The sequence below is a fragment of the Bradyrhizobium sp. CCGB12 genome, from assembly GCF_024199845.1.
Taxonomy (GTDB): domain Bacteria; phylum Pseudomonadota; class Alphaproteobacteria; order Rhizobiales; family Xanthobacteraceae; genus Bradyrhizobium.
This window is the reverse complement of the sequence record NZ_JANADO010000001.1, coordinates 7,153,273-7,179,968: the sequence shown is the minus strand read 5'-3', so window position 1 is coordinate 7,179,968 and position 26,696 is coordinate 7,153,273. Positions and strand designations below refer to the sequence as shown.

Here is a 26,696-nt window from a genome sequence, read left to right as displayed (position 1 = left end):
AACTCAAGTATGTCTCGCCAGGACGCGAACGCAGCCTTTGCCCTCTCCTCCTTTTTGCAGGGCACCAACGCCACCTACATCGACGAAATCTACGCCCGCTACGAGAAGGACCCGTCCTCGGTCGACGCCGAGTGGCAGGAGTTCTTCAAGAGCCTGAACGACCAGCCCTCTGACATCAGCAAGAACGCCGAGGGCCCGTCCTGGGAGCGCGCCAACTGGCCGTTGACCCCGCAGGACGATCTGATCTCCGCCCTCGACGGCAATTGGGCCGAAGTCGAGAAGGCGGTCGGTGCCAAGATCGCCGCCAGGGCGCAGCCCAAGGGCGGCAAGGGCGCCGATATCTCCTCCGCCGACGTGCTCCAGGCAACGCGCGACTCCGTCCGCGCCCTGATGCTGATCCGCTCCTACCGGATGCGCGGTCACTTCCACGCCAAGCTCGATCCGCTCGGCATCGAAGCGCCGCGCAACCGCGAAGAGCTCGACCCCCGCAGCTACGGCTTCAGCGAGGCCGATTTCGACCGAAAGATCTTCCTCGATCACGTGCTCGGCCTCGAATACGGCACGCTGCGCGAGATCACCGCGATCTGCGAGCGTACCTACTGCCAGACGCTCGGCGTCGAGTTCATGCATATCAGCAATGCCGCGCAGAAGGCCTGGATCCAGGAGCGCATCGAGGGTCCGGACAAGGAGATCTCGTTCACCCGCGAAGGCCGCAGAGCCATCCTGATGAAGCTGGTCGAGGCCGAAGGCTTCGAGAAGTTCTGCGACACCAAGTTCACCGGCACGAAGCGCTTCGGTCTCGACGGCGGTGAATCGCTGATCCCCGCGCTGGAGCAGATCATCAAGCGCGGCGGCAATCTCGGCGTGAAGGAGGTCGTGCTGGGCATGCCGCATCGCGGCCGCCTCAACGTGCTGACCCAGGTGATGGGCAAGGCGCATCGCGCGCTGTTCCACGAGTTCAAGGGTGGCTCGGCCAACCCCGACGCGGTCGAAGGCTCGGGCGACGTCAAGTATCACCTTGGCGCGTCCTCGGACCGTGAGTTCGACGGCAACCGCATCCATCTGTCGCTGACCGCGAACCCCTCGCATCTCGAGATCGTCGATCCCGTCGTGCTCGGCAAGGTCCGCGCCAAGCAGGACCAGCACGGCGATCCCCCGGACATGCGTATCTCCGTCATGCCGCTGCTGATGCATGGCGACGCGGCATTCGCGGGCCAGGGCGTCGTCGCGGAGTGCTTCGGTCTGTCGGACCTGAAGGGCTACCGCACCGGCGGCTCCGTGCACTTCATCGTCAACAACCAGATCGGCTTCACCACCTATCCGCGTTACTCGCGCTCCTCGCCCTATCCCTCTGATGTGGCGAAGATGATCGACGCGCCGATCTTCCATGTGAATGGCGACGATCCGGAAGCGGTCGTGTTCGCGGCCAAGGTCGCGACCGAATTCCGGCAGAAATTCCACAAGCCCGTCGTCATCGACATGTTCTGCTACCGCAGGCATGGCCATAACGAGGGCGACGAGCCGGCCTTCACCCAGCCGGTGATGTACAAGCGGATCGCGGCGCATCCGTCGACGCTGGAGCTTTACGCCCGCCGCCTCATCAGCGAAGGCGTGATGACCGAGGGCGAGGTCGACAAGGCCAAGGCCGACTGGCGCGCGCGGCTTGATGCCGAATTCGAGGCCGGCACCTCCTACAAGCCGAACAAGGCCGACTGGCTCGACGGCAAGTGGGCGGGCTTCAAGATCGCCGACCAGGAAGAGGATGCGCGCCGCGGCGTTACCGGCGTCGACATCGCCGCGCTGAAGGACATCGGCCGCAAGATCACCAAGGTGCCTGACGGCTTCCGCGTCCACCGCACCATCCAGCGCTTCCTGGAAAACCGCTCCAAGGCGATCGACAGTGGCAACGGCATCGACTGGGCAACCGGCGAGGCGCTGGCTTTCTGCACGCTGCTCCAGGAAAACCATCACGTCCGCCTGTCCGGGCAGGATTCGGAGCGCGGCACGTTCTCGCAGCGCCACTCGGTCCTGATCGACCAGGAAGACGAGAGCCGCTACACGCCGTTCAACCATCTCGGCAACGAGCAGGGCCATTACGAGGTCATCAACTCGCTGCTGTCGGAAGAGGCCGTGCTCGGGTTCGAATACGGCTATTCGCTCGCCGAGCCGAACACGCTGACGCTGTGGGAAGCCCAGTTCGGCGACTTCGCCAACGGCGCGCAGGTCGTGTTCGACCAGTTCATTTCCTCGGGCGAGCGCAAATGGCTGCGCATGTCTGGTCTCGTCTGCCTCTTGCCGCACGGCTATGAGGGCCAGGGACCGGAGCACTCCTCGGCGCGTCTGGAGCGTTATCTGCAGATGTGCGCGGAAGACAACATGCAGGTGGTCTATCCGACCACGCCGGCGAACTACTTCCACGCGCTGCGGCGCCAGCTCCACCGCGAGATCCGCAAGCCGCTGATCTTGATGACGCCGAAATCGCTGCTGCGCCACAAGCGGGCGGTATCGCGTCTCGAGGAACTCGCGAAGGGAACGACCTTCCACCGCATCCTCTATGATGACGCCCAGATGCTGCCGAACGAGGCGGTCAAGCTCGTCCCCGACGAGAAGATGCGCCGCATCGTGCTCTGCTCCGGCAAGGTCTATTACGACCTCTACGAGGAGCGCGAGAAGCGCGGCATCGACGACATCTATCTGATGCGTGTCGAGCAGCTCTATCCGGTGCCGCTGAAGGCGCTGGTGGCCGAGCTGTCGCGCTTCAAGAAGGCTGAAGTGGTGTGGTGTCAGGAAGAGCCCCGCAACATGGGCGCCTGGCACTTCATCGAGCCCTATCTGGAATGGGTGCTCAATCAGGTGAACGGCGTGAGCCGGCGTCCGCGTTATGTCGGCCGCGCCGCCTCGGCTGCGACCGCCACGGGTCTGATGTCCAAGCATCAGGCTCAGCTGAAGGCGTTCCTGGACGAAGCACTGAGCTGAACTTTCTGAACTGCGTCATGCCCCGCTCCCAGTGCGCAATTGCGCACAAGGGCGGGGCATCCAGTAGCCTTGACGTCCGTGCAGAGTACGAACGTCCGGCTTGCTGGATGGCTTGCTTTTCGCAGGCGATGGCATCCGCACTTATGACCGCACCGGCGATCCCTGAGGACAAAGACCATGACTGAAATTCGTGTGCCGACGCTCGGCGAATCCGTCACCGAGGCCACCATCGGCCGCTGGTTCAAGAAGGCTGGCGAGGCCGTCGCCGTCGACGAGCCCTTGGTGGAGCTCGAGACCGACAAGGTCACCATCGAAGTCCCCGCGCCCTCGGCGGGTACGCTGAGCGAGATCGTCGCCGCCGATGGCGCGACCGTCGCCGTAGGCGCGCTGCTCGGCCAGATCACCGACGGAGCCGGCGCTGCGAAGCCCGCCGCGGCGCCGGCCAAGGCTGCCGCTCCTGCCGCCGCCGCTGCTGCACCCGCTCCGAGCGCGCCGAAGGCGCCGCCGGCCGACGCCCCACTCGCGCCGTCCGTGCGAAAACTCTCGGCCGAGACCGGCGTCGACGCCTCCACCGTTCCGGGCTCGGGCAAGGACGGCCGCGTCACCAAGGGCGACATGCTCGCCGCGATCGAGCGCGCCGCTTCAGCGCCGACCCCAGTCAACCAGCCCGCCGCCGCCGTGCAGGTCCGCGCGCCGTCGCCGGCCGATGACGCCGCGCGCGAAGAGCGCGTCAAGATGACCCGGCTGCGCCAGACCATCGCGCGCCGTCTCAAGGACGTGCAGAACACCGCCGCCATGCTCACGACCTTCAACGAGGTCGACATGACCAACGTCATGGCCCTGCGCGCCCACTACAAGGATGCGTTCGAGAAGAAGCACGGCGCCAAGCTCGGCTTCATGGGCTTCTTCACCAAGGCCGTCGTGCAGGCGCTGAAGGACATCCCGGCGGTCAACGCCGAGATCGACGGCACCGACCTGATCTACAAGAACTATTATCACGTCGGCGTCGCCGTCGGCACCGACAAGGGCCTCGTCGTGCCCGTCGTCCGCGACTGCGACCACAAGTCGATCTCCGACATCGAGAAGAGCATCGCCGATTTCGGCCGCCGCGCCCGTGACGGCCAGCTCAAGATCGACGAGATGCAGGGCGGCACCTTCACCATCACCAATGGCGGCATCTACGGCTCGCTGATGTCGACCCCGATCCTGAACGCGCCGCAGTCCGGCATCCTCGGCATGCACAAGATCCAGGAGCGGCCGATGGTCGTCGGCGGCAAGATCGAGGTCCGCCCGATGATGTATCTGGCGCTGTCCTACGATCACCGCGTCATCGACGGCAAGGAAGCCGTCACCTTCCTGGTCCGCGTCAAGGAAAGCCTGGAAGATCCGGCGCGGCTGGTGCTCGATCTCTGATCCCTGATGCTCTGCGAGCGCCGTCGTCATTCGCGACGGCGGATGTCGAACCATGGAGGCGCGCGTGACGGATAAAGTCGTTGTCATCACCGGCGGCAGCCGCGGCATTGGACGTGCGACCGCGATTGCGGCGGCCGCGCGCGGCTTCCGTGTCGTCGTCGGTTACGCCAGCAACAAGACAGCCGCCGACGAGGTCGTCGCGCAGATCGAGGCCAGCAATGGCAAGGCCATCGCAGTGAAATGCGACGTCGCCGAGGAAAGCGACATTCTCGAATTGTTCAAGGAAGCGGACAAGTTCGGCACGTTGGGCGCGCTCGTCAACAACGGCGGCATCGTCGGCAAGAGCGGCGTGCGCGTCGACGAGATGTCCGCCGAGCGCATCCAGCGCGTGATGGCGGTGAACGTCACCGGCTCCATTCTCTGCGCGCGCGAGGCGGTGAAGCGGATGTCGACCAAGCACGGCGGCAAGGGCGGCGTCATCGTCAACCTGTCGTCGGTCGCGGCCAAGCTCGGCTCACCCAATACCTATGTCGATTATGCGGCGTCCAAGGGCGCGATCGACTCCTTCACCGTCGGGCTCGGCCATGAGGTCGCAAGCGAAGGCATTCGCGTCGCCGCAATCCGCCCCGGCCTGATCGATACCGAAATCCACGCCGCCGGCGGCGAGCCCGACCGCGCCCATCGTCTGGCCCATATGGTGCCGATGAAGCGCGTCGGCACCGCAGACGAAATCGCCAACGCCATCGTCTGGCTGATCTCGGACGAGGCCTCCTACGTCACCTCAGCCATTCTCGATGTGTCCGGCGGACGCTGACGCGCCGCGCGGACGCTGACACATCCTCATCACGCTAAACCTACGGGACTTCCTCTCATGGCTACCTACGATCTCGTCGTCATCGGCACCGGACCGGGCGGTTACGTCTGCGCGGTGCGCGCCAGCCAGCTCGGCATGAAAGTCGCCGTGGTCGAAAAGAACGCAACCCTCGGCGGCACCTGCCTCAATGTCGGCTGCATGCCGTCGAAGGCGCTGCTGCACGCCTCCGAAATGTTCGAGGAAGCCGGGCATTCCTTCGCGAAAATGGGCGTGAGCGTTTCCGCGCCGAAGCTCGATTTGCCCTCGATGATGAACTTCAAGCAGCAGGGCATCGACGGCAACGTCAAGGGCGTCGAGTTCCTGATGAAGAAGAACAAGATCGACGTGCTCAAGGGCGCCGGCAAGATCTTGGGCGCCGGCAAGGTCGAGGTCTCCGCCGACGGCAAGTCGCAGGTGGTCGAGACCAAGAACATCGTCATCGCCACCGGCTCGGACATCGCGCGTCTCAAGGGCATCGAGATCGACGAGAAGCGCATCGTCTCCTCGACCGGCGCGCTGTCGCTGGAGAAGGTGCCTGGCAGATTGCTGGTCATCGGCGCCGGCGTGATCGGGCTTGAGCTCGGCTCGGTGTGGCGCAGACTCGGGTCCGAGGTCATGGTCGTCGAGTTCCTCGATCGCATCCTGCCCGGCATGGACGGCGAGATCGCGAAGCAGTTCCAGCGCATCCTCGAAAAGCAGGGATTTGCGTTCAAGCTTGGTTCGAAGGTCACCGGCGTCGAAGCGAACGGCAAGGCGTTGCTTGCGAAAATCGAACCGGCTGCGGGTGGCGCGGCCGAGACCATCGAGGCCGACGTCGTGCTCGTCTGCATCGGCCGCGTGCCGTACACCGAAGGGCTGGGCCTGAAGGAAGCCGGCGTTGCGCTCGACAATCGCGGCCGGGTGCAGATCGATCCGCATTTCGCCACCAGCCTGAAGGGCGTCTATGCCATCGGCGACGTCGTCGCAGGCCCGATGCTCGCGCACAAGGCCGAGGATGAGGGCGTTGCGGTCGCCGAGATCATCGCAGGGCAAGCCGGTCATGTGAACTACGACGTTATCCCAGGCGTCGTGTATACCACGCCGGAAGTGTCCTCCGTCGGCAAGGCCGAGGAGGAACTCAAGCAGGCGGGCGTGGCTTATACGGTCGGAAAGTTTCCGTTCACCGCCAATGGCCGTTCCAAGGTCAACCAGACCACGGATGGCTTTGTGAAGATTCTCGCAGATGCGAAGACCGATCGCGTGCTCGGCGTGCACATTATCGGCCGCGAAGCCGGCGAAATGATCCATGAAGCCTGTGTTCTCATGGAATTTGGCGGTAGTGCGGAAGATCTTGCGCGCACCTGCCACGCGCATCCGACCCGCTCGGAGGCCATCAAGGAAGCCGCGCTTGCAGTCGGCAAGCGAGCCATCCATATGTAGGCACGTGCCCAGCTCCAAATCGGGCGGGAAACACATGCTGCGCCGCCTTCTTCAACCGGTCTGGGTCCTGCTGGCGATCGTCTTCCTGATCGAAGCCTGGCTGTGGGACCATCTCGAGCCGATCGTAGCCAAGGTCGTCGCGGCCATCCCGCTCGCGCGCTTCAAGCAATGGCTCACGGAGCGCGTCGATGCGCTGTCGCCGGCCATGACGCTGATCGTGTTCGCGGTCCCGATCATCCCGCTGTTTCCGCTCAAGCTGGTTGGCCTTTGGCTGCTCGCGCACGAATACTGGGCCAGCGCCGTCTTCACGATCGTGTTCGCGAAACTGCTTGGCGTCGGCGTCACCGCCTTCGTGTTCGACGTGACGCGCGCCAAGCTTCTGGAGATGCACTGGTTCGAGCGGATCTATGATCTGGTGCTGAAGGTGCGCGCCAAGGCCGCGGAGCTAGTGGACCCGATCAAGCGTCGCATCCGCGAGCTGATCGCCGGCGACGGCGAGGGGTGGTCGTCACGTACGCTGCGTTTGATCCAGCGCTTTCGCAAGAGCGTGCACGAAGCGCGGTGAGTGCGCTCTCGGTTGTTGAGCCCGAGCTTTCGCCAATTCTCCAGTGTCGTCCCGGCGAACGCCGGGACCCATAACCCCAGGGAGAAGTTTGGCGAAGACCCGTAGTTCGGTACTGCTGCCGACCGCAATCGATGGATCACGCGGTATGGCTTCCGGCATTCGCCGGGACGACGGCGGAGTAGGCCGTCTCAATGCCTCAATGCAAATGCAGCAGATGCGGCCACCACAGGCCGAGCGCGGTCATGAGGAGGCCGGCGATGGTCAGCGCGCCGCCGACATAGGCGAGCGCGATCATGCCGGTGATGATGGTGGCCGACGCCAGCACGATGCCGATCTGGAACGCGGCCGAAGCCAGTTCGAAGTGGTGGTATTTCGCGGTCGCCTCGTCGCGAGCGTGCTCGGCGTGCTTGGCCTTCTCCGCGAGCTGCTCGGTGCCTTCGCCGGTCTCGGGCTCTGAGCGGTAGCGCTGCGCGGTCTTGGTCCAGTCGTCGACCTGCTTCTGCACCGCCGCCTTCATGGCGTCGTCGGTCGTACCACCCAGCGTCAGCTTGCCCTGCTCGGCAGCAGTGATCACCACGGTGCGGCGGATGCTCTTGGCCTGGAAGAATGCCCAGAGATTGGCGGCCTCGACGTTCTTGCTGATCGATTCGGTCTGGGCGCCCTTCCCGAGTGTCTCCGAGATCGCCAGGAACAGCGCCAGGACGGCAATCAGGAGCGCGATCTTCTTGTTCGAGCCGGACGCGTGTTCGGCGTGCTCGGCATGCTCCATGCTTTCATGTGCGCTCATGATTCCCCTCTTGGCTGTCGCGCGCTACGATTGACCGAATGTCCGGCCCGACGCAAGCACCAAGCCGCGTCCGCCGGCATTGGGCGCACGCTGCGCGCGGACTATCTCACGCGCTCCGCCGGATATTCGATGGCGCGGCCGAAATCCGCGCTGTTGTCATACGGCGTTACGAAAAATCGTGGATGATGCGGCTTGAACTCCGCGCCGGAGAGGCAGGAGAGCACCAGGGGAAACGTGTCGATCAGCGTCAGGTCGTCAGCCGCCATCGCACGACAGGAGCGGGGCAGCCGCATCGCGTCGAGGGCACCGAATCGTTCGTGCAGATCCTCCTCGGTCCATGCGGTCGGCGGCTTCTGGAATTGGCCGCGAAAGGCCGTGCCGTGATCCGACTGGAGCAGGATCAGCGCGTCCGGATCGGTTCTCGTGATGTCATGCAGCAGCGCCAGCGTCTGTGAATTGACGCAAGTCAGCTGCTCGACAAACGCCGGCCGCGCCTCCGGGCTCCAGAGCTGGAGATCCGGATCGGCAGGACGAAAACTGCAATCCGACCGGAAGCGGATCGGTGGATGCGGCGCCAGCACATGCGCATAGAGGAAGAATGGCGACGGCATCGCACGGATGGCGTTCAGTTTCGCGCTGAGATCATCGACGCCGCCCCACGCGAACGGCGTCGATTGACGGTGCTGCACCATCAGGTCGACGATCGGCGTGTTGGAGAGGATCGCGATATCGAGCTCGTCGAGACCGACATTGCCGCGCACGCATCGCGGCTCGTCGGGGGCGCATTCGGTGAGGTAATCGTAACCGTTCTCGAAATGCACATAGGTGTAGCCCGCCGATGTCAGGCGGGCCACCGTGCGGTTCTTGCCCCTGACGCGCGCCCGCATGTCCTGCAACGGCAGCGGCCGAAGCGCCTCGCCTTCGCCCTCGACGGTGTAATCGAAACTCACGGTGCTGGAAATCGAGTTGACGGTGGCGGGGAAATTGGAGCGGCTCTTGGCCAGCACGGTGAAGTCGAGCCCGCGCAGCGACCGGATGAAATCTCCGTTGTCGAACTTGAAATCCTCGGCGAGCACGTCCTGTCGTGGATATCCGTCGAGCACGATCCAATAGATGTTGGGCGAGCGCGCAAACCGTTCGCGGGTCCCGGCCAAGTCCGATTTGGCGGCGCGTGCGGTCTCGCCGCGCGTCGCAAATGTCGCAATGCGCGCGATCGAAGGCGCCGCGAATGCGGCCGACAGAGCGAGAGCGATAGACACAGCGGCGCGATTGCGGATGGTGGCGAGCGCCACGATGCCGGTGCCCAAGGCGGCTGACACCCAGACCAGCGGCGCGAAATGGCCCAGATGGATCTTCAGCTCGCGGTGGATCGGGTCGATGTCGTAGGCGCAGAAGACGAACACCATCAATCCGGTTGCCAGCAGGATGCGCCAGAGTGGAACTCTCCGCAGCATGATCTTCAGTGCGGCGGCCAGCATAGCCGTGATCGCCAATGTGCCGGCGGCGTAGTGCAGCACCCGGGATGGACCGGCAAGCGCCGTCATGTTCTCGGCGTAGAAATCGAGCAGCGCCACCGTGGACAGGATCGCGGCCGCCAGCAGCGATCGCAGAAGCAGCCAGTGATCGTCTCGTGTCTGCATCCCGGCTAACCCGCAGCGCGTTCGAATTCGTACAGCGTGCGGCCGCCCGCTGCGAGTTCGAGCCGTCCGACGATGCGGACGTGGCGGCTGAGCGCCTGCTCGAATTGGATGCTGTCGTAGTTGCCAAAGATGTCGTGCCGCAGTCGCAGCATGCGCTGGACCATCGGATCTGCCTTCGGCACGAACTCGATCACGCCGCGCGGTGCGTGACCGACCAGCCATTCCACGACGAAGGGCAGGGGCACGTTGCGGCCGATCGCGAGATGATGCACCAGCGCAAGCGCGATGATTGCGTCAGCGTTGCGGCGCGAGGCGAGGCCGGATCGCTCGGCCTCGGCCCAGCCTTGCGCGGGGCTCGGGTTGGCTGCATCGAAGAACAGCGGCAGGAAGTCGAGGTTTTTGCTTGAAGCGCGCGCTGCCGCGCCCTCCAGCGCATCGAGGTCGGCATCGAAGCCGATCACCGATTGCGCACCGTTTTGCAACAGCGCCTCGGCGTAGCGACCGGTGTTGCAGCCGATGTCCCAGGCGCAGGCGGGTGCGTGGCGCCGGGCGAAATCCGCGACGAAGTCCTGCTTCCTGCGCTCCTCGTCGCCGGCATAGGAGACGTTGCCGGTCTCGTAGCGCTGCCATTCCGTCGGCGCGATCGCTTTCGGCGTCAGCTTCGAGATCCAGCGGTGCAGCCGCCGCAACAGCAGTTGCAGCGCGGCCCTGGGCAGCGGCTTCGCCGGTCCGGCGGGCGCATCCGACGTGTGCCGTGCGCGTCGCTGCATCAAATCGGGCAGGGTGATGTTGGTCAGGATGTCAGGCGCGAGCCAGCGCCTGAGGCGGCCGAGCAGTGCGACGATGTCGCGGCTCGCGATGCCCTCGAGCGCGCCGCGGTACCAGGCATTGTGCGCAATCCCGAACAGCGCCCGCAGCAGCAGCGGATTGACGAATTGCTCGATGAACTGGCGCTGGCCGGTCCAGTAGTCGCCGTCGCGGTAGGGAACGAAGGACGGGATATCGATGAAGACGGGGCGGTGGCCTGCAAACTGAACGTTGTAGGCGCTCGCATCCGACAGCGCGAAGCCGAAATCGAGTGCGCGCAGCTGGACGTCGAGGTGCAACAGCGCGGCGCGCTTGAGCAGCGCGAAGGGCCACTCGTAGGGATATGAGACGAACGGCAGTTTTGGATGCACGAGGGTGCATGCGCCTCGCGCCGATGCCGGCACATCAGCAAGCAATTCCGCATCGGCCTCTTCCGCGCCGACGATCCATCCCCTGCCGACCAGATCGTCATAGGCGCCGGACGATTTCAGCCGCAGGAAGTTCTGCGCGGCCTCGCCGTTGATCGGGCGCAGGATCGTGTCGCCGGACGAGAAGATGGTGCCGGAGGGATCGCGGAATGAGCCGGGATCACGAATGGCCATTGCCGGAAGTATCCTTGGGCCAGTCCTCCGGCGGTGCCTTCGAACGCCAGAACATTCCCAGGATCCGTCGCCCATAGGCACGGATGGCAATCAAGCCCCCGGCGACGGCCGCGATCAGGCTCTGCACCGCGAAAGCGCCCGTTCCCGGATCGAGATAGGCATAGGCGCTGGTCGGCATGAGCGCGGCGAGACACGCCAGCGTGGTCATGAAGACCACAGGAGATTTCTTCTTCATTGAAGCCCCGTCACGACAGGTACGACCGGCCCGCAACGGGCTGGCCCCGCCATCTGTGACAGATTGTAGCATTCGATCTGCGCGCGTAACCTTAAATCTTGTCCATCAAGGCGCAGGTGGCCCGAATTTCGCCATCGCAGCACCGCTGCATTTCGCAAATAAGCCAGGTTGGAAATGCCGGGAAACAATTTCGTCGACGTGCGCGCGCCCGCGAATTTTCTGCATCCGGTTTACCGATGATTGACCGCACGGCGCAATCGATGGCGACGGCGCGCGCCTTGCTGTTCCCAATTAATGGTTTCGCGTGCGGGCTGTTCTAGTCCTGTCCCATGACCACGGCGGAATTCATCGCAGCCTGCTTCTGGCCCTTTATCGCCATCGCGGTGTTTGCGCTGCTGAAGGCCCGCGACACCGAGGCCCTCGGGTTCGTCGTCAAGATTGTGCCCGTGCTCGTGCTGGCCTACGTGGTCCTCGGGATACTTTACGACAAGAGCTCGATCATCGCGGTCAACGACGTCCATATCGGCCTCGTTATTCTGGGCCTGATCACGGCGGGCTCCCAGCTGCGGCAACCTCCGCTTTACGGTTCATGGCGCGACAAGGCGAAGGCGTTTGCCTCGATGATCCTGATCGTGCTGCTCGGCAGCGGCCTCGCATGGTATGCCGGACGAATGCTGTTTCTCGATCACCTGACGTCCCGGATTGTGATCGAAGGCCAGGTCGATCGTGCGTGGAGGTCAGGTGGCAGCCGCAAGGCGGACTATCTCGTCCGCATCGCAAACCAAACGGTGAAGGTTGCGGCGCCGCTCTACGAACGCCTGGAGAAATTCAGGCCGGCGGTCCGCGTCGAGGTCGGACGCGGGTCGAACTATGTCTACGATATCGAGTATCTCGCCAACTGAGCTGCTACCGCCGCGGATGCGCGCTGGCATAGACTTCGAGCAGGCGCTCGGAATCGATGCCAGTATAGATCTGCGTGGTCGAGAGCGAGGAATGGCCGAGCAATTCCTGGATCGCGCGCAAATCGCCGCCGCGTGACAACAGATGCGTGGCGAAGGAATGCCGGAGCGCGTGTGGCGTGGCGCTGTCGGGTAGGCCGAGCGCGCCGCGCAGCCGCTCCATCGCGAGCTGGATGATGCGCGGGCTCAAGGGGCCGCCGCGCGCGCCGACGAAGATCGGGCCCTCCGCCGGCAGCGGATAGGGGCACATCGCAACATATTCCTGCACCAGCGCGAGCACGTTCTGGAGTACCGGCACCATGCGGGTCTTGTTGCCTTTGCCCGTGACGACGAGCACGTCGCCTTCGCCTGGCTTCGGCACCTCGCGGCGCTTCAGGCCGAGCGCTTCGGAGATGCGCAGGCCCGAGCCATAGAGCAGCGCCATCACCGCGGCGTCGCGCGCCAGGATCCAGGTCTCGCGTTCCTCGCCGGCGCGCTCGTCGGCATCGGCAAGGCGTTTTGCAGATGCCATCGGCAACGGTTTTGGCAGGGACTTGGCGACCTTCGGCGCGCGGATTGCCGACAATGCGCCGACCTTGCCCTTGCCTTCGCGCTCGAGGAAGCGGCCGAAGGAGCGCAGGCCGGCCAGCGCCCGCATCAGGCTGCGGCCGGCAATGTCGTCGGCGCGGCGCATCGCCATGAAGGCGCGGACGTCGGTGGCTTCGAGCGAGGCAAACCGTTCGAGCGTCACGCGCTCGCCCCAATGGCTGCAGAGGAAATCCAGGCATTGCCGCAAGTCGCGGCCATAGGCCTCAAGCGTCTTCGGCGACAGCCGCCGCTCGGCGCCGAGATGCGACAGCCAGCGTGTCATCTCCAGCGCGATCGAGGGATCGGCGCTGGCGAGCTCGATTTGCGGGGCGACCGGTTTGCTCATGCGCTCTGGACGTAATGATTCCGCACAGTATATCGCATCACACAAGTTTACTGTTCGCTAAGGCCGCCGCTCGGCGCTAGCCTTGAGGTCCCCCAGGTTCCGATTCTCCCGCCAAAGACCATCGATGGATCATTCGTCGCGCAGCACGACCACCCCCGCCAACGCGACCCGCATGGTCGACGTGCTGGTGCCGGTCGCGCTCGACCAGACCTATTCCTACAAGGTGCCGCGCGGGATGGAGCTGAAGGCGGGCGATCTCGTCGGCGTGCCGCTCGGCCCGCGCGAGGTCTTGGCCGTGGTCTGGGCGGAAAACGCCAATCCCGATCCGCGCCTGCACAACCGCCTCAAGGAGGTCAGCGAAAAGCTCGACGTTTCGTCCCTGAAACCCGAATTGCGCTCAGTCGTCGACTGGGTCGCCAACTACACGCTGAGCCCGCGCGGCATGGTGCTGCGCATGTGCCTGCGGATGGGCGACAATCTCGGCCCTGAACGGGTGCGCCCCGGCGTGCGCCTGGTCGGCGATCCCCCGAAGCGCCTGACGCCGGCGCGCCAGCGCGTCATCGCGGTGCTGTCGGACCGGCTGCTGCACGGCAAGTCCGAGGCGGCCAAGGAGGCGGGTGTCTCGGCGGGCGTGATCGACGGCCTCGTCGACGAAGGCACGCTCACGGTCGAGCCGATGCCGCCGCCTCCGCCCCCGCCGGCGCCCGATCCGGAGTTTGGCCGGCCGGAGTTTTCGCCGCTCCAGCGCGCCGGCGTCGATGCGATGCGCGCGCTCGCGGCCAACGGCACCTTTCACGTCGCGCTGCTCGACGGCGTCACCGGCTCGGGCAAGACCGAGGTCTATTTCGAGGCGGTCGCGGAAGCCATCCGCCGCGGCAAGCAATCGCTGATCCTGATGCCGGAGATCGCGCTGACCGGCCAGTTCCTCGATCGCTTCGCGCAACGTTTCGGCGTGCGGCCGATCGAATGGCATTCGGAGCTGACGCCGCGCACCCGCGCGCGCAATTGGGCGGCGATCTCGGCGGGCACCGCGCCGGTCGTGGTCGGCGCGCGCTCGGCTCTGTTCCTGCCTTACGCCAATCTCGGCCTCATCGTCGTCGATGAGGAGCACGACCAGGCCTACAAGCAGGACGAGGGCGTGCATTACCACGCCCGTGACATGGCGGTGGTGCGCGCCCATATCGCAAAGATCCCGATCGTGCTGGCCTCGGCAACGCCGTCGGTCGAATCCGAGGTGAATGCACGCAAGAACCGCTATCAGCGCATCGCGCTGCCCTCGCGCTTCGGCGGCCAGCACATGCCGCATATCGAGGCGATTGACATGCGCCGCGAGCCGCCCGCGCGCGGCCGCTTCATCTCGCCGCGGCTGGCCGGGGAAATCAGAACCGCGATCGAAAAGCGCGAGCAGGCGCTGCTGTTCCTCAATCGTCGCGGCTATGCGCCGCTGACGCTGTGCCGCGGCTGCGGCCATCGCTTCGCCTGCACCATCTGCGATGCCTGGCTGGTCGATCATCGTTTCCGCCAGCGGCTGGTCTGTCATCATTGCGGCTTCTCGATGCCGCGCCCGCATCTCTGTCCGAACTGTTCCGCGGAGGAATCGCTGGTTGCGGTCGGGCCCGGCGTCGAACGCTTGCAGGAGGAGGCGGCCGCGCTGTTCCCGGACGCGCGCACCATGGTGCTGTCGAGCGACCTCATCACCTCGATCGAGACGATGCGCTCGGAGCTCGCCGAGATCGCGGAGGGCCGCGTCGACATCATCATCGGCACGCAGCTCGTGGCCAAGGGCCACAATTTTCCGCGGCTCAATCTCGTCGGCGTGGTCGATGCCGATCTTGGCCTTAGCAATGGCGATCCGCGCGCGGCGGAACGGACCTGGCAATTGCTCAACCAGGTGATCGGCCGCGCCGGGCGCGAGCAGGGCCGAGGCGTCGGCTATCTCCAGACCCACCAGCCCGATCATCCCGTCATGAAGGCGCTGATCGCCTGCGACCGCGAGGCCTTCTACGACAGCGAGATCGACCTGCGCGAGAGGACGCTCTATCCGCCGTTCGGACGGCTCGCGAGCCTGATCATCTCGGCGGGCGACCGCCCGAGCGCCGAAGGCTTTGGCCGCAGGCTGGTGGCGCTCGCGCCGCGCGATGAGCGCGTGGTCGTGCTGGGGCCGGCGGAAGCGCCGCTCGCGGTCATCAAGGGCCGCTACCGCTTCCGCATCCTGGTGAAATCGGCGCGCGGCTTCGACCTGTCGGATTACTTGCGCAACTGGCTCGCCGTCTGCCCGAAGCCGAAGGGCAACCTGAAGCTCGAAGTCGACGTCGACCCGCAGAGCTTTCTGTAAGGCTGCGCACACTCTCGCCACGTCATTGCTGTGGAGCTCTCGCGACGAAGCAATCCAGAATCCCTCCATGGAAAGATTCTCGATTGCTTCGCTGCGCTGGCAATGACGGCACGTAAAAAAGCCCGTGGTCCCCCAAGACCACGGGCTTGTTTTTTAGGCGCGCATCAAACTGATGAAACTGCGCGTGCGAGCTAAGGCGCTTGGAACGCGCCTTAGGAGATGACTTCCGCGGTCACGCGGCCGACGCCGGCCCCGGTGAGGCCGATGGCGCGGGCAGCGCCGGTGGAGAGGTCGAGCACACGGCCGCGAATGAACGGGCCGCGGTCATTGATGGTGACGATGACGCTCTGGCCGCCATGGGTGACGCGCAGCTTGGTACCGAACGGCAGCGAACGGTGGGCGGCGGTCATGGCGTTCTGGTTGAAGCGCTGGCCCGAGGCGGTCCGGCTGCCGGACTCGTTGCCATAATAGGAGGCGACGCCGGAGAAGCTGCGGCCCGTGCCCGACGACGGCGTCATCGCGGCGTTGGCATTGCGCCAATCGGAGGTCGCGTTGGTATCGGCCTGGGCGTGGTGGCGGTGATGATGGTGGTGATGCCGGTGATGCCGGGATTTGGCGGACGCCTCGGTGGCAGTTCCACCGACGACGAGGGTTGCGGCAACGAACGCGATCGCCGTGCGCGGCCGGGTCACAGCGCCCAGCTTCTTCAAAGACAGCATTGATTGGTCCCTAAGCTAGTATTGCCACATATGTGGCCAGTGGAGCCCCTATCAGTTTGAGAGCGGGATCGCGTTTCGATTCCTAATAAGGCGCGAGTTAGGCAGTAAATCCGTCCGACGTCGTCATGAAACATCTTGTTACTGGGCATCGATATTGCAGTCGAGTTTCCGTAGGCTTCGGCTTTAACGATTTGTTAATCTAATTATTACTTGCGAATACTGTAAAGCGAAGTTGTTGTTCCGGATATTTAGAATTGAGTAAGTATTCGACGCGGCGAGCAATGCCCGGCGGATTCACGCCTCTGCGATCTGTGTTCATGGCGGCTATGCGCTGAGAGCAGGAACAAGAACGTCGGATGCCGACGCGATGCTCGGGCAATTCCGCGACGCGGCAGGTCATCATGCCCGTCACTTAAAGCGTCGCGTACTGCGACGAACTGGCGACAGAACCTCGTGCCTTTAATTTGGCGTCATGTTGCACGTGCGCGCCTGCTATGTTAGCAAAGCCGCGATTTTAACGAGCCCGGCACCTCCCGTGCTGGTCGAAAAATCGAAGTCCCGCTTGAATTCCAAGGGCTTGGATCGCTAGGCGCCGCGTTCGTGGCGACGGTTTTTCCCTTGCGAGTTTGACAGCAAAAAGAGCGCGTCTGTGGCTGCAGAAGATACGTCCGTTTCAGGTGTGTCCGGCCGTTATGCAACGGCCTTGTTTGAACTGGCCCGCGACCAGAAAGTGGTCGACGAGGTCAAAGCCGATCTCGATAAATTCGAGGCGTTGCTGACCGAGAGCGCCGATCTGAAGCGCCTCGTCCGCAGCCCGGTGTTCGCGGCCGATACCCAGTCCAGGGCCCTTTCGGCCGTGCTGGACAAGGCCGGGATCTCCGGCATCTCCGCCAATTTCCTGAAGGTTCTGACCGCCAACCGCCGATTGTTCGCGGTGGCTGACGTCATCCGCGCCTACCGCGCCCTCGTCGCCAGGTTCAAGGGTGAGGTGACGGCCGACGTCACCGTGGCGGAAACGCTCTCGGACAAGAATCTCGACGCCCTCAAGGTTGCCCTGAAATCGGTGACCGGCAAGGACGTCGCGCTGAACGTGAAAGTCGATCCCTCGATCATCGGTGGCCTCGTCGTCAAGCTGGGCAGCCGCATGGTGGATGGTTCGCTTCGCACCAAACTCAATTCGATCAAGCACGCGATGAAAGAGGCAGGCTGATGGACATCCGCGCCGCGGAAATTTCCGCGATCCTCAAGGACCAGATCAAGAATTTCGGCCAGGAAGCTGAAGTCTCCGAAGTCGGACAGGTGTTGTCCGTCGGCGACGGCATCGCCCGCGTCTACGGTCTGGACAACGTCCAGGCCGGTGAAATGGTCGAGTTCGAGAACGGCACCCGCGGCATGGCGCTGAACCTCGAAACCGACAACGTCGGTGTCGTTATTTTCGGTGCTGACCGCGAGATCAAGGAAGGCCAGACCGTCAAGCGCACCCGCGCCATCGTGGACGCGCCGGTCGGCAAGGGCCTGCTCGGCCGCGTCGTCGACGCGCTCGGCAACCCGATCGACGGCAAGGGCCCGATCCAGGCCGACAAGCGCATGCGCGTCGACGTCAAGGCGCCCGGCATCATTCCGCGCAAGTCGGTGAACGAGCCGATGGCGACGGGCCTCAAGGCGATCGACGCCCTGATCCCGATCGGCCGCGGCCAGCGCGAGCTGATCATCGGCGACCGTCAGACCGGCAAGACCGCGATCGCGCTCGACACCATCCTGAACCAGAAGCCGCTCAACGCGCAGCCCGACGAGAACATCAAGCTGTATTGCGTCTACGTCGCGGTCGGCCAGAAGCGTTCGACCGTTGCCCAGTTCGTGAAGGTGCTGGAAGAGCAGGGCGCGCTCGAATACTCGATCGTCGTCGCCGCGACCGCCTCGGATCCGGCGCCGATGCAGTACATCGCGCCCTTCACCGGCTGCACCATGGGCGAATACTTCCGCGACAACGGCATGCACGCCGTCATCATCTATGACGATCTGTCCAAGCAGGCCGTCGCCTACCGCCAGATGTCGCTGCTGCTGCGCCGCCCGCCGGGCCGCGAAGCCTATCCGGGCGACGTGTTCTATCTGCACTCCCGCCTGCTCGAGCGCGCGGCGAAGCTGAACAAGGACCAGGGTTCGGGCTCGCTGACGGCGCTGCCGGTCATCGAAACCCAGGCCAACGACGTGTCGGCCTACATCCCGACCAACGTCATCTCGATCACCGACGGCCAGATCTTCCTGGAAACCGACCTGTTCTTCCAGGGCATCCGTCCCGCGGTGAACGTCGGTCTGTCGGTGTCGCGCGTCGGCTCCTCGGCGCAGACCAAGGCCACCAAGAAGGTCGCCGGCAAGATCAAGGGCGAGCTCGCACAGTACCGCGAAATGGCGGCGTTCGCGCAGTTCGGCTCCGACCTCGACGCCTCGACTCAGCGCCTGCTCAACCGCGGCTCCCGCCTCACCGAGCTCCTGAAGCAGCCGCAGTTCGCGCCGCTGAAGATGGAAGAGCAGGTCTGCGTGATCTGGGCCGGCACCAACGGCTATCTCGATCCGCTCCCGCTCAACAAGATCAAGGCGTTCGAGGACGGTCTGCTGTCGCTGCTGCGCGGCAAGAACGCAGACCTCCTCAACGCGATCCGCGACAGCCGCGACCTCTCCGATGACTCCGCCGCCAAGCTGAAGTCGGTGGTCGAAGGCTACGCGAAGTCTTTCGCATAAGACGGCTCCATGGCCGGGCTAAAGCGCGAAGCGCGTCTTCGCATCTGAAGTCCCGGCCATCCACGCGTCACCGCGTGGTGGGAGAAGACGTGGATGCCCGGGACAAGCCCGGGCATGACGAAAGGATCGGGTCGCGGTCGAGCCACAGGCTGATCGCTGGGGACGAAGAATGGCGTCACTTAAAGACATGCGGGTCCGCATCGCCTCCACCAAGGCGACGCAGAAGATCACCAAGGCCATGCAGATGGTCGCAGCCTCCAGATTGCGCCGCGCCCAGCAGGCGGCCGAGGCGGCCCGGCCCTACGCCGACAAGATGAGCGCGGTGATCGCCAACATCGCCGGCGCTGCGGCGGGATCACCCGGCGCACCGGCGCTGCTCACCGGCACCGGCAAGGACCAGGTTCATCTGCTTCTCGTCTGCACCGGCGAGCGTGGCCTGTCCGGCGCATTCAACTCCTCGATCGTTCGCCTCGCGCGCGAGCGTGCGCAGGCGCTGATCGCGCAGGGCAAGGAAGTGAAATTCTTCTGCGTCGGCCGCAAGGGCTATGAGCAGCTCCGCCGGCTGTATGACAAGCAGATCGTCGAGCACCTCGATCTGCGCAGCGTTCGTCAGCTCGGCTTCGTCAACGCCGAGGATATCGCCAAGAAGGTGCTGGCGCGTTTCGAGAACGGCGAGTTCGACGTCTGCACGCTGTTCTACGCTCAGTTCAAGTCGGTGATTGCCCAGATCCCGACCGCGCAGCAGATCATTCCGCTGGTCGTCGAAGAAAAGTCGGCGACCGCGCCGACGACGTCCTATGAATATGAGCCGGAGGAGGACGAACTCCTGTCCGGCCTGTTGCCGCGCAATATCGCGGTGCAGATCTTCCGCGCGCTGCTGGAAAACAACGCCTCGTTCTATGGGGCGCAGATGAGCTCGATGGACAACGCCACCCGCAACGCGGGTGAAATGATTCGCAAGCAAACCCAGATCTACAACCGAACCCGTCAAGCCCAGATCACCAAGGAGCTGATCGAGATCATCTCCGGCGCCGAGGCGGTCTGACGCACGAACTAACGACGGTCGTTCAAGTACAGAATTTCGAAGGAGAGCTTCATGGCTACAGCAGCTAACCCGGTCGGTCGCGTCACCCAGGTCATGGGCGCCGTTGTCGACGTTCAGTTCGAAGGCCACCTGCCGGCCATTCTCAATTCGCTGGAAACCAAGAACGGCAACATCCGCCTCGTGCTGGAGGTTGCGCAGCATCTCGGTGAGTCCACCGTGCGCACGATCGCGATGGACGTGACCGAAGGTCTGGTGCGCGGCCAGGAAGTGACCGACACCGGCCAGCCGATCGCCGTTCCGGTGGGCGACGGCACGCTCGGCCGCATCATGAACGTGATCGGCGAGCCGATCGACGAAGCCGGTCCGATCAAGTCCGAAGGCGTGCGCGCCATCCACCAGGAAGCGCCGACCTACACCGACCAGTCGACGGAAGCTGAAATTCTCGTCACCGGCATCAAGGTCGTCGACCTCCTCGCTCCGTACGCCAAGGGCGGCAAGATCGGCCTGTTCGGCGGCGCCGGCGTCGGCAAGACCGTGCTGATCCAGGAGCTGATCAACAACGTCGCGAAGGCGCACGGCGGTTACTCCGTGTTCGCCGGCGTCGGCGAGCGTACCCGCGAGGGCAACGACCTCTATCACGAGTTCATCGAGTCCAAGGTCAACGCGGACCCGCACAATCCGGATCCGAGCGTGAAGTCGAAGTGCGCGCTGGTGTTCGGCCAGATGAACGAGCCGCCCGGCGCCCGCGCCCGCGTCGGCCTCACCGGTCTGACCGTCGCCGAGCACTTCCGCGACCAGGGCCAGGACGTGCTGTTCTTCGTCGACAACATCTTCCGCTTCACCCAGGCCGGCTCGGAAGTGTCGGCGCTGCTCGGCCGTATCCCTTCGGCGGTGGGTTATCAGCCGACGCTCGCCACTGACATGGGCGCGCTGCAGGAGCGCATCACCACGACGCAGAAGGGCTCGATCACCTCGGTGCAGGCCATCTACGTTCCGGCGGACGACTTGACCGACCCGGCGCCCGCGACCTCGTTCGCGCACTTGGACGCGACCACCGTGCTGTCGCGCGCGATCTCGGAAAAGGGCATCTACCCCGCGGTGGATCCGCTCGACTCGACCTCGCGCATGCTCTCGCCGCTCGTCGTCGGCGAGGAACACTATCAGACCGCGCGCATGGTCCAGCAGGTGCTGCAGCGCTACAAGTCGCTCCAGGACATCATCGCCATTCTCGGCATGGACGAGCTTTCCGAAGAGGACAAGCTGACGGTGGCCCGCGCCCGCAAGATCGAGCGCTTCCTGTCGCAGCCGTTCCACGTCGCCGAAATCTTCACGGGATCGCCGGGCAAGTTCGTCGACCTCGCGGATACCATCAAGGGCTTCCGCGGCCTCTGCGAAGGCAAGTATGACCACCTGCCGGAAGCCGCCTTCTACATGGTCGGCACCATCGAAGAAGCCGTCGAGAAGGGCAAGAAGCTGGCGGCGGAAGCGGCCTAAGCTTTCTCATCTCGTCATCGCCGGGCTTGACCCGGCGATCCATCGAAAGAGAATTTTGATGGCTGGACCCGCGGGTCAAGCCCGCGGGTGACTAGCGGAAAACAACGGATAGCCCATGGCCACCTTCCATTTCGATCTCGTCTCTCCGGAAAAGCTCGCCTTCTCGGGTGAGGTCGATCAGGTCGACATTCCCGGCGTCGAGGGTGATTTCGGCGTGCTGGCAGGACATGCGCCGGTCGTCGCTGCAATCCGTCCGGGCATTCTCACCGTCACCGCCGGCGGCCGCCACGAGAAGATCATCGTGCTCGGCGGTCTCGCTGAAGTCTCCGAGAAGGGCCTGACTGTGCTCGCCGACGTCGCGACCTCGCTGGCCGAGCTCGACCGCGCCCAGTTCGCCGCGACGATCTCGGAGATGGAAGAGGGGCTGAAGGAGCACGAAGGCGGCGAGCTCGATCAAGCCATCGAGCGGCTCGACCATTTCAAGAGCATCCAGCAGCAGCTCAACTCGACGGCTATGCATTAAGCCCCGGGGCATTGCTCCGGGGCTCAAGCCTAGAATTCCTGAACAGGTTCAGCGCTCGTCACGGAAGTGGCGGGCGCTGAAACTTTGTTGCACCGCGCCGTCGATAGCGGCATTCTGCGCCCGCGAATTTGTTCCGGGGCGGGACACAGATGAAACGCAAGATCGCAGCGATTTTCGCGGCCGATATTGCCGGTTACTCGAGATTGGTCGCGGAAGACGAAGAGGAGACGCTGCGGCGTCTGGCCTCCTATCGCGAGGTCGTCGACGATTTCATCGCCAAGGCGGGCGGGCGCATTTTCAACACGGCGGGCGATGCCGTGCTCGCGGAATTTCCGAGCGCGGTCGATGCGGTGCGCTGCGCGATCGACATCCAGGAATCGTTGCGAACCCGCAATATGGCCTATCCGCCGAGCCGGCAGATGTCGTTCCGCATCGGCATCACCATCGGCGACGTCGTCGAGCGCGACGGCGATCTCCTGGGCGACGGCGTCAACATCGCGGCGCGGCTGGAGGGCCTTGCCGAGGTCGGCGGCATCTGCGTCTCCCGCGCTGTGCACGAGCAGGTCGCCAACAAGCTGTCGGTGCAGTTCGCCGATATCGGCGCGCAGGAGGTCAAGAACATCCCGACGCCGGTGCATGCCTACATGGTGGCGATGCGGCGCGAGGACGGCAGCTATACCAAGCCGGTGCTGAAGAAGCCGAGCGCAAAGCTCGCCGCCGCGCCCGTGTGGATGTGGCCGCTGGTGGTCGCCGTCGTCTCGGTCGCCGCGATCGGCGTCAGTGGCTTCCTCTACAACACCAAGCTGAAGCAGGCGGCCACCGTCACGGCGGTGCCGGCCGCGACACCAAGCGCTGCGCCGACTGCGAATGCAGCGGCGCCGAGCCCCATGCCGACGCAAATGGCAAAGTCGCCGATGACGTCGATGGCACCGGCGAATGCCGGCGCCGCGATGGCGCCGATGCCTGCACCGTCACCATCCGCCGCGCCGATGACTGGCAAATTTTCGGCTGCCAGCGTCCCCTTCATCAACGAGCGAGTCCGCAGTTACCTGGCTGGCGACTATGCTGATGGCGGGGACTACAAGGCGTTTGCCCTCAATGTCGGCGGCTTCACCGGCTCGGCATTGAATCAGCCGAACGAGGGGGCCGCGCGCAATATGGCGCTCGAGCAGTGCCAGAAGCGGGCCGACGCCGCGCAATCGCCGCGTCGCTGCGAGCTCTACGCGGTCGGCAACATGATCGTCTACGCGCACGGCAAGCCGCCGATGCCGCCGCAGCCCTGGGTGCGGCACGATGCCATGACCGAGCGGCCATTCGCGTCGAAGGACTTTCCAATGGTGCGCGATCCCCAGAAGGTCCGGCTTGAGAACATGTTCGTCCCGGCCGCGAAATCCCGCTCGGTCGCGCTCGGCCCGGGCGGACAATATTTCATGGTGCTGGGCGCGCTGTCCGCCGACGACGCCGCGCGACGTTCCCTGGAATCGTGCGGCGCGATCGCCGGCGTTGCCTGCCTGGTCGTCGTGATCGACGACAATTTCGTCGTGCCGATCCCGACCCTGTTCAGGACCACCGGCTTCTTCAATGCCGCCTCCAACGCCTCGATCATGGCGGATGCGCGCACTGAGGTCATGCGCAAGCTCGAAGGCGCCATGGGCTGGACTGCCGTCGCCGTCGGCACCGCAGGCCGGCCGGGCCTCGGCCTGAAGGCGGCCGACGAGCAGACCGCCGTCAATTCCGCACTCGCCGACTGCGCCAAGCGCGACAGCGATTGTCGCGTCATCGCGGTCGGTCCGTTCACGGTGGGCCCGATCAATTAAAGCGTGCTGTGCTTGGGCCCGATCGCTACCGCAAGCGAGATGCGCTCCCTCCCCCGCTTGCGGGGGAGGGCTGGGGAGAGGGTGTATCCGCAACGGGATAATCCCCAAGAGGAGAAAGCCCTCACCCGGCGCGCGGGACGATGCTTCGCATCGCCCGGGGCGCGCCGACCTCTCCCGCAAGCGGGAGAGGTACGAGGAGCCCGCGGCGGCCTGCGCAGTCCTCAAGCCCGATCGATTCCAGCGATGAAAAGTACCTCGCAGGGGCACTGCCAATTGACGTCGCGCCGCTTGCGCCTCGCCGCCGATTCCGTCCGACGTCTCAAATACTTCACCCAGCCCACCGCGCTTCGCATCGACGCTGGCCTTCTACTGTGCATGGGGTTGTTTTCGCAGATTCAGTTTGTGAAGCGCGCGAACTCTCGCGCGACCGCGCGGTAGACCTCACGGCGGAACGGCACCACGATTTCGGCGATGTGCTCGAGGCGCTCCCAGCGCCAGGCGTCGAATTCCGCGGGCTGGTCGTTGCGCGGCGTCAGCGGGTCGATCTCGTCGTCGCGGCCGGTGAAGCGCAGCGCGAACCATTTTTGGCGCTGCCCGCGGAACTTCGCCAACCGGTGCGTCTGCGGTCCGTCGTAAGGCGGGAATTCGTAGGTGAGCCAGTCGGTCTCGCCGAGATAATCGGCGCTGACCACGCTGGTCTCCTCCCAGAGTTCGCGCATCGCGGCATCGCGCAGATTCTCGCCCTCATCGACGCCGCCCTGCGGCATCTGCCAGTCGAGGCCCGGCAGGATGATCTCGGGTCCATCGCCCTTGAAGCGGTGGCCGATCAGCACACGGCCGTCGGCATTGAACAGGGCGATGCCCACGTTGGGGCGGTAGGGTTTTTCACTGGTCACTTGCGCGTCTTTCGTCGTCGTTTCCCGGGTGATGCGCAGCGTCGAGCCCAAAACCTCGAGATTCTCAGGTACGCACTGCGCACCAGGGTTCGTGCTTCGCACGCCCCGGAATGACGATGCAAATCATTCATCCGCCAGCGACGAAAATTCCTTCACCACGCGCTCATAGACCGGGCGCTTGAAGGGAATGATCAGCCCGGGGAGGTTCTTCATCGGTTCCCAACGCCAGCTCACGAACTCGGCCTTGTGGCCGCCGCCGCCGGGCTTCTCGACATTGATCTCGCTGTCCTTGCCGGTGAAGCGCATCGCAAACCATTTCTGACGCTGGCCGCGATAGCGGCCCTTCCAGGCGCGGCCTGCGACCGTGCGCGGAATGTCGTAGATCAGCCAGTCCGGGACCTCGCCGAGCCGTTCGAGCGAGCGCACGCTGGTCTCTTCATAGAGCTCGCGCTTGGCGGCCTCCCAAGTGTCCTCGCCGGGATCGACGCCGCCTTGCGGCATCTGCCAGACATGGGTGTCGTCGACGTGCTCGATGCCGCCGGCGCGGCGGCCGATGAACACCAGACCCTTCGTGTTGATCAGCATCACACCGACGCAGGTCCGGTAGGGCAGATCCTCGTAACGCGCCATTCCGCGAGACCCCTCGCATGTTGTTGTCGGTAAGGCACAATGCGACCCCGCAGGGACCCGTGCCGTACCAATTCGTTGATTTAGCTGGATTTTGATTTCAGCATCGCGGTTGTCAATGGCACCAAAAGGATACCCCGGTCGTTCAATGTCTTGGTCCAGGCGCCGATGCGCTCGATCGAGACGGGCAGGGCCGAGGCGGTGCCGACGGCGATGCCGCGCTCGCGCGCCGTCGATTCGAGCTTGTTCAGGGCGCGGTCGATCTCCGTCGGGGTCGGCACCACGTCGATCGCAATGTCGCCCTTGCCGAACGGCATCGCCTGGTTGGCCGCAGCCTGGGATGCGATGCTGCGGGGCGAGGAACCGTCATCGAAGAAGCCGAGCCCGCGCTTGGCCGCCTCGCGGATGATCGGCTGCATCGCGGGCTCTGTCGCGATGAAGCGGGCGCCCATGAAATTGGCGAGGCCGGCATAGCCCTGCATCCGGCTCAGATGCCAGTACAGACGATCCATGTTCTGGTCGGCACTGAGCGAGGTCAGCAGCGTCTGCGGCCCGGGATCATTGTCGGGGAAATCGTAGGGCTCCATCGGGATCTGGAGGAAGATCTCGTGGCGCTGGGCGCGAGCTCGCTCGGCAAGCTTGCCGGGATCGGATCCGTAGGGCGTGAAGGCCAGCGTCACCGCCGGCGGCAGCTTCATGATCGCATCGGTGGTCTTGGCGGCGCCGACGCCGAGTCCGCCGATCACGATGGCGACCACCGGCATCTTTGCGGCCTTGGCGCGGTCGGCGTCGGCCGCGTAGACGTTGAACGGCCTCAAGTCCCCGGCGACCACCGGGATCATGCCGTAGCGTGATTTCTCCAGCAGTTTGGGATCGATCCCGTTCATGACCGGCGGCGGCGCGGAAGCGGCAGCCGCCTCGCCCTTGTCGGCGGCGTCGCCCCCGATCACCACGTCATGGCGTGCGCCGGTGGAGCCGTCGATCATGGTGACGGTTTTCTGCTCGCCCGCCTGCTTCGGCGCGTCCTTGGTGTCGTGCTTGCCCTCTTGCTTGCTCTCGCTGCCATGGCCCGAGGCCACTGGCTTTTCATCCGTTCCTTTAAGCTCGCGGATCGCGATCCGCGTCATCGGCTCGCCGCCGAGCGGATCCTTGTTGAAGATGGCGAAGCCGGCAAAGGTAACGAGGAACAGGCCGAGCAGGACGGCGAGCAGCTGCATGGCCGTGAACGGCAGCCGCAGCCGGCGTTTCCGGCGCGGCTTGTCCTGTCCGAGCGGCGCGCTCAGATCATCGGCCGTTTCAGTCATGCGCGATCCCGAATCACTCGCGATGACG

23 protein-coding genes are annotated in these 26,696 nt (G+C 64.7%); 14 read left to right on the top strand and 9 right to left on the bottom strand.

What is annotated here, in order from left to right:
- Positions 1 to 9 precede the first annotated feature (9 nt).
- The 5 genes from NLM27_RS32770 (at position 10) to NLM27_RS32750 (ending at position 7,226) form a co-directional block, all read left to right on the top strand.
- Positions 10 to 2,976, top strand: coding sequence for a 2-oxoglutarate dehydrogenase E1 component (locus NLM27_RS32770; protein ID WP_254147206.1), 2,967 nt, complete (start codon positions 10 to 12; stop codon positions 2,974 to 2,976).
- Between the two features lie 177 nt (positions 2,977 to 3,153).
- A complete protein-coding gene (odhB, locus tag NLM27_RS32765) occupies positions 3,154 to 4,389 on the top strand; it encodes a 2-oxoglutarate dehydrogenase complex dihydrolipoyllysine-residue succinyltransferase (protein WP_254147205.1) in 1,236 nt (411 codons plus the stop codon).
- Positions 4,390 to 4,441: 52 nt separating this feature from the next.
- The gene (locus NLM27_RS32760; protein ID WP_256570050.1) at positions 4,442 to 5,203 is read left to right on the top strand and encodes an SDR family oxidoreductase; all 762 of its coding nucleotides are present in this window, start codon (positions 4,442 to 4,444) and stop codon (positions 5,201 to 5,203) included.
- Positions 5,204 to 5,260: 57 nt separating this feature from the next.
- Positions 5,261 to 6,661, top strand: a complete 1,401-nt coding sequence (lpdA, locus tag NLM27_RS32755) for a dihydrolipoyl dehydrogenase (protein ID WP_254147203.1) — start codon at positions 5,261 to 5,263, stop codon at positions 6,659 to 6,661.
- A 34-nt stretch (positions 6,662 to 6,695) separates the two neighbouring features.
- Positions 6,696 to 7,226, top strand: a complete 531-nt coding sequence (locus tag NLM27_RS32750) for a hypothetical protein (protein WP_254147202.1) — start codon at positions 6,696 to 6,698, stop codon at positions 7,224 to 7,226.
- Positions 7,227 to 7,422: 196 nt separating this feature from the next.
- Here the strand turns inward: NLM27_RS32750 and NLM27_RS32745 are convergent, their stop codons facing one another.
- From NLM27_RS32745 to NLM27_RS32730, 4 genes are all read right to left on the bottom strand, one after another.
- Positions 7,423 to 8,013, bottom strand: a complete 591-nt coding sequence (locus tag NLM27_RS32745) for a DUF4337 domain-containing protein (RefSeq protein WP_254147201.1) — start codon at positions 8,011 to 8,013, stop codon at positions 7,423 to 7,425.
- A gap of 101 nt (positions 8,014 to 8,114) precedes the next feature.
- Positions 8,115 to 9,653, bottom strand: coding sequence for a sulfatase-like hydrolase/transferase (locus NLM27_RS32740; RefSeq protein WP_254147200.1), 1,539 nt, complete (start codon positions 9,651 to 9,653; stop codon positions 8,115 to 8,117).
- Positions 9,654 to 9,658: 5 nt separating this feature from the next.
- Positions 9,659 to 11,062, bottom strand: a complete 1,404-nt coding sequence (locus NLM27_RS32735; RefSeq protein WP_254147199.1) for a bifunctional 2-polyprenyl-6-hydroxyphenol methylase/3-demethylubiquinol 3-O-methyltransferase UbiG — start codon at positions 11,060 to 11,062, stop codon at positions 9,659 to 9,661.
- Entirely contained in the window at positions 11,049 to 11,297 is a 249-nt protein-coding gene (locus NLM27_RS32730) for a hypothetical protein (RefSeq protein ID WP_254147198.1), read from the bottom strand. Before NLM27_RS32730 ends, NLM27_RS32735 begins: the two co-directional genes overlap by 14 nt.
- 98 nt (positions 11,298 to 11,395) lie before the next feature.
- On the opposite strand from NLM27_RS32730, the gene NLM27_RS32725 reads away from it, so the two are divergent.
- Both NLM27_RS32725 and NLM27_RS32720 read left to right on the top strand, forming a co-directional pair.
- Entirely contained in the window at positions 11,396 to 11,617 is a 222-nt protein-coding gene (locus NLM27_RS32725) for a hypothetical protein (protein WP_254147197.1), read from the top strand.
- Between the two features lie 9 nt (positions 11,618 to 11,626).
- On the top strand, positions 11,627 to 12,199 hold the full coding sequence (locus NLM27_RS32720) for a hypothetical protein (protein ID WP_254147196.1): 573 nt from the start codon (positions 11,627 to 11,629) through the stop codon (positions 12,197 to 12,199).
- A 4-nt stretch (positions 12,200 to 12,203) separates the two neighbouring features.
- Here the strand turns inward: NLM27_RS32720 and NLM27_RS32715 are convergent, their stop codons facing one another.
- The gene (locus tag NLM27_RS32715) at positions 12,204 to 13,169 is read right to left on the bottom strand and encodes a tyrosine recombinase XerC (RefSeq protein ID WP_254147195.1); all 966 of its coding nucleotides are present in this window, start codon (positions 13,167 to 13,169) and stop codon (positions 12,204 to 12,206) included.
- 124 nt (positions 13,170 to 13,293) lie between these two features.
- Here NLM27_RS32715 and NLM27_RS32710 point away from each other — a divergent pair, with 124 nt between their 5' ends.
- On the top strand, positions 13,294 to 15,504 hold the full coding sequence (locus NLM27_RS32710; protein WP_254147194.1) for a primosomal protein N': 2,211 nt from the start codon (positions 13,294 to 13,296) through the stop codon (positions 15,502 to 15,504).
- A 212-nt stretch (positions 15,505 to 15,716) separates the two neighbouring features.
- Here the strand turns inward: NLM27_RS32710 and NLM27_RS32705 are convergent, their stop codons facing one another.
- Positions 15,717 to 16,223, bottom strand: coding sequence for a septal ring lytic transglycosylase RlpA family protein (locus tag NLM27_RS32705; RefSeq protein WP_254147193.1), 507 nt, complete (start codon positions 16,221 to 16,223; stop codon positions 15,717 to 15,719).
- 649 nt (positions 16,224 to 16,872) lie between these two features.
- Between NLM27_RS32705 and NLM27_RS32700 the strand changes: the two genes are divergently transcribed.
- The 6 genes from NLM27_RS32700 (at position 16,873) to NLM27_RS32675 (ending at position 23,841) form a co-directional block, all read left to right on the top strand.
- The gene (locus NLM27_RS32700) at positions 16,873 to 17,433 is read left to right on the top strand and encodes a F0F1 ATP synthase subunit delta (RefSeq protein WP_254147192.1); all 561 of its coding nucleotides are present in this window, start codon (positions 16,873 to 16,875) and stop codon (positions 17,431 to 17,433) included.
- Complete coding sequence (atpA, locus tag NLM27_RS32695; protein WP_254147191.1) at positions 17,433 to 18,962, top strand: F0F1 ATP synthase subunit alpha; 1,530 nt, start codon at positions 17,433 to 17,435, stop codon at positions 18,960 to 18,962. Before NLM27_RS32700 ends, atpA begins: the two co-directional genes overlap by 1 nt.
- 169 nt (positions 18,963 to 19,131) lie before the next feature.
- A complete protein-coding gene (locus NLM27_RS32690; RefSeq protein ID WP_254147190.1) occupies positions 19,132 to 20,007 on the top strand; it encodes a F0F1 ATP synthase subunit gamma in 876 nt (291 codons plus the stop codon).
- 51 nt (positions 20,008 to 20,058) lie between these two features.
- Entirely contained in the window at positions 20,059 to 21,501 is a 1,443-nt protein-coding gene (gene atpD, locus NLM27_RS32685) for a F0F1 ATP synthase subunit beta (protein ID WP_254147189.1), read from the top strand.
- 115 nt (positions 21,502 to 21,616) lie between these two features.
- Complete coding sequence (locus tag NLM27_RS32680) at positions 21,617 to 22,024, top strand: F0F1 ATP synthase subunit epsilon (protein ID WP_254147188.1); 408 nt, start codon at positions 21,617 to 21,619, stop codon at positions 22,022 to 22,024.
- 149 nt (positions 22,025 to 22,173) lie between these two features.
- On the top strand, positions 22,174 to 23,841 hold the full coding sequence (locus NLM27_RS32675; protein ID WP_254147187.1) for an adenylate/guanylate cyclase domain-containing protein: 1,668 nt from the start codon (positions 22,174 to 22,176) through the stop codon (positions 23,839 to 23,841).
- Positions 23,842 to 24,236: 395 nt separating this feature from the next.
- Here the strand turns inward: NLM27_RS32675 and NLM27_RS32670 are convergent, their stop codons facing one another.
- From NLM27_RS32670 to NLM27_RS32660, 3 genes are all read right to left on the bottom strand, one after another.
- Positions 24,237 to 24,737 (bottom strand): RNA pyrophosphohydrolase, encoded by a 501-nt coding sequence (locus NLM27_RS32670; RefSeq protein WP_254147186.1) that lies wholly within the window; start codon positions 24,735 to 24,737, stop codon positions 24,237 to 24,239.
- A 123-nt stretch (positions 24,738 to 24,860) separates the two neighbouring features.
- The gene (locus tag NLM27_RS32665) at positions 24,861 to 25,367 is read right to left on the bottom strand and encodes an RNA pyrophosphohydrolase (RefSeq protein ID WP_254147185.1); all 507 of its coding nucleotides are present in this window, start codon (positions 25,365 to 25,367) and stop codon (positions 24,861 to 24,863) included.
- An 80-nt stretch (positions 25,368 to 25,447) separates the two neighbouring features.
- Complete coding sequence (locus NLM27_RS32660; protein WP_254147184.1) at positions 25,448 to 26,668, bottom strand: divergent polysaccharide deacetylase family protein; 1,221 nt, start codon at positions 26,666 to 26,668, stop codon at positions 25,448 to 25,450.
- Positions 26,669 to 26,696 lie beyond the last annotated feature (28 nt).

Bases quoted from the DNA above. Each gene is read 5' to 3' on its own strand.
- NLM27_RS32735 (WP_254147199.1), bottom strand. From the start codon at position 11,062: ATGGCCATTCGTGATCCCGGCTCATTCCGCGATCCCTCCGGCACCATC.
- atpD (WP_254147189.1), top strand. From the start codon at position 20,059: ATGGCTACAGCAGCTAACCCGGTCGGTCGCGTCACCCAGGTCATGGGC.
- NLM27_RS32690 (WP_254147190.1), top strand. From the start codon at position 19,132: ATGGCGTCACTTAAAGACATGCGGGTCCGCATCGCCTCCACCAAGGCG.
- NLM27_RS32730 (WP_254147198.1), bottom strand. From the start codon at position 11,297: ATGAAGAAGAAATCTCCTGTGGTCTTCATGACCACGCTGGCGTGTCTC.
- NLM27_RS32710 (WP_254147194.1), top strand. From the start codon at position 13,294: ATGGATCATTCGTCGCGCAGCACGACCACCCCCGCCAACGCGACCCGC.
- lpdA (WP_254147203.1), top strand. From the start codon at position 5,261: ATGGCTACCTACGATCTCGTCGTCATCGGCACCGGACCGGGCGGTTAC.
- atpA (WP_254147191.1), top strand. From the start codon at position 17,433: ATGGACATCCGCGCCGCGGAAATTTCCGCGATCCTCAAGGACCAGATC.
- NLM27_RS32705 (WP_254147193.1), bottom strand. From the start codon at position 16,223: ATGCTGTCTTTGAAGAAGCTGGGCGCTGTGACCCGGCCGCGCACGGCG.
- NLM27_RS32745 (WP_254147201.1), bottom strand. From the start codon at position 8,013: ATGAGCGCACATGAAAGCATGGAGCATGCCGAGCACGCCGAACACGCG.
- NLM27_RS32770 (WP_254147206.1), top strand. From the start codon at position 10: ATGTCTCGCCAGGACGCGAACGCAGCCTTTGCCCTCTCCTCCTTTTTG.
- NLM27_RS32660 (WP_254147184.1), bottom strand. From the start codon at position 26,668: ATGACTGAAACGGCCGATGATCTGAGCGCGCCGCTCGGACAGGACAAG.
- NLM27_RS32760 (WP_256570050.1), top strand. From the start codon at position 4,442: ATGGAGGCGCGCGTGACGGATAAAGTCGTTGTCATCACCGGCGGCAGC.
- NLM27_RS32750 (WP_254147202.1), top strand. From the start codon at position 6,696: ATGCTGCGCCGCCTTCTTCAACCGGTCTGGGTCCTGCTGGCGATCGTC.
- NLM27_RS32720 (WP_254147196.1), top strand. From the start codon at position 11,627: ATGACCACGGCGGAATTCATCGCAGCCTGCTTCTGGCCCTTTATCGCC.
- NLM27_RS32740 (WP_254147200.1), bottom strand. From the start codon at position 9,653: ATGCAGACACGAGACGATCACTGGCTGCTTCTGCGATCGCTGCTGGCG.
- NLM27_RS32715 (WP_254147195.1), bottom strand. From the start codon at position 13,169: ATGAGCAAACCGGTCGCCCCGCAAATCGAGCTCGCCAGCGCCGATCCC.
- NLM27_RS32665 (WP_254147185.1), bottom strand. From the start codon at position 25,367: ATGGCGCGTTACGAGGATCTGCCCTACCGGACCTGCGTCGGTGTGATG.
- NLM27_RS32675 (WP_254147187.1), top strand. From the start codon at position 22,174: ATGAAACGCAAGATCGCAGCGATTTTCGCGGCCGATATTGCCGGTTAC.
- NLM27_RS32680 (WP_254147188.1), top strand. From the start codon at position 21,617: ATGGCCACCTTCCATTTCGATCTCGTCTCTCCGGAAAAGCTCGCCTTC.
- odhB (WP_254147205.1), top strand. From the start codon at position 3,154: ATGACTGAAATTCGTGTGCCGACGCTCGGCGAATCCGTCACCGAGGCC.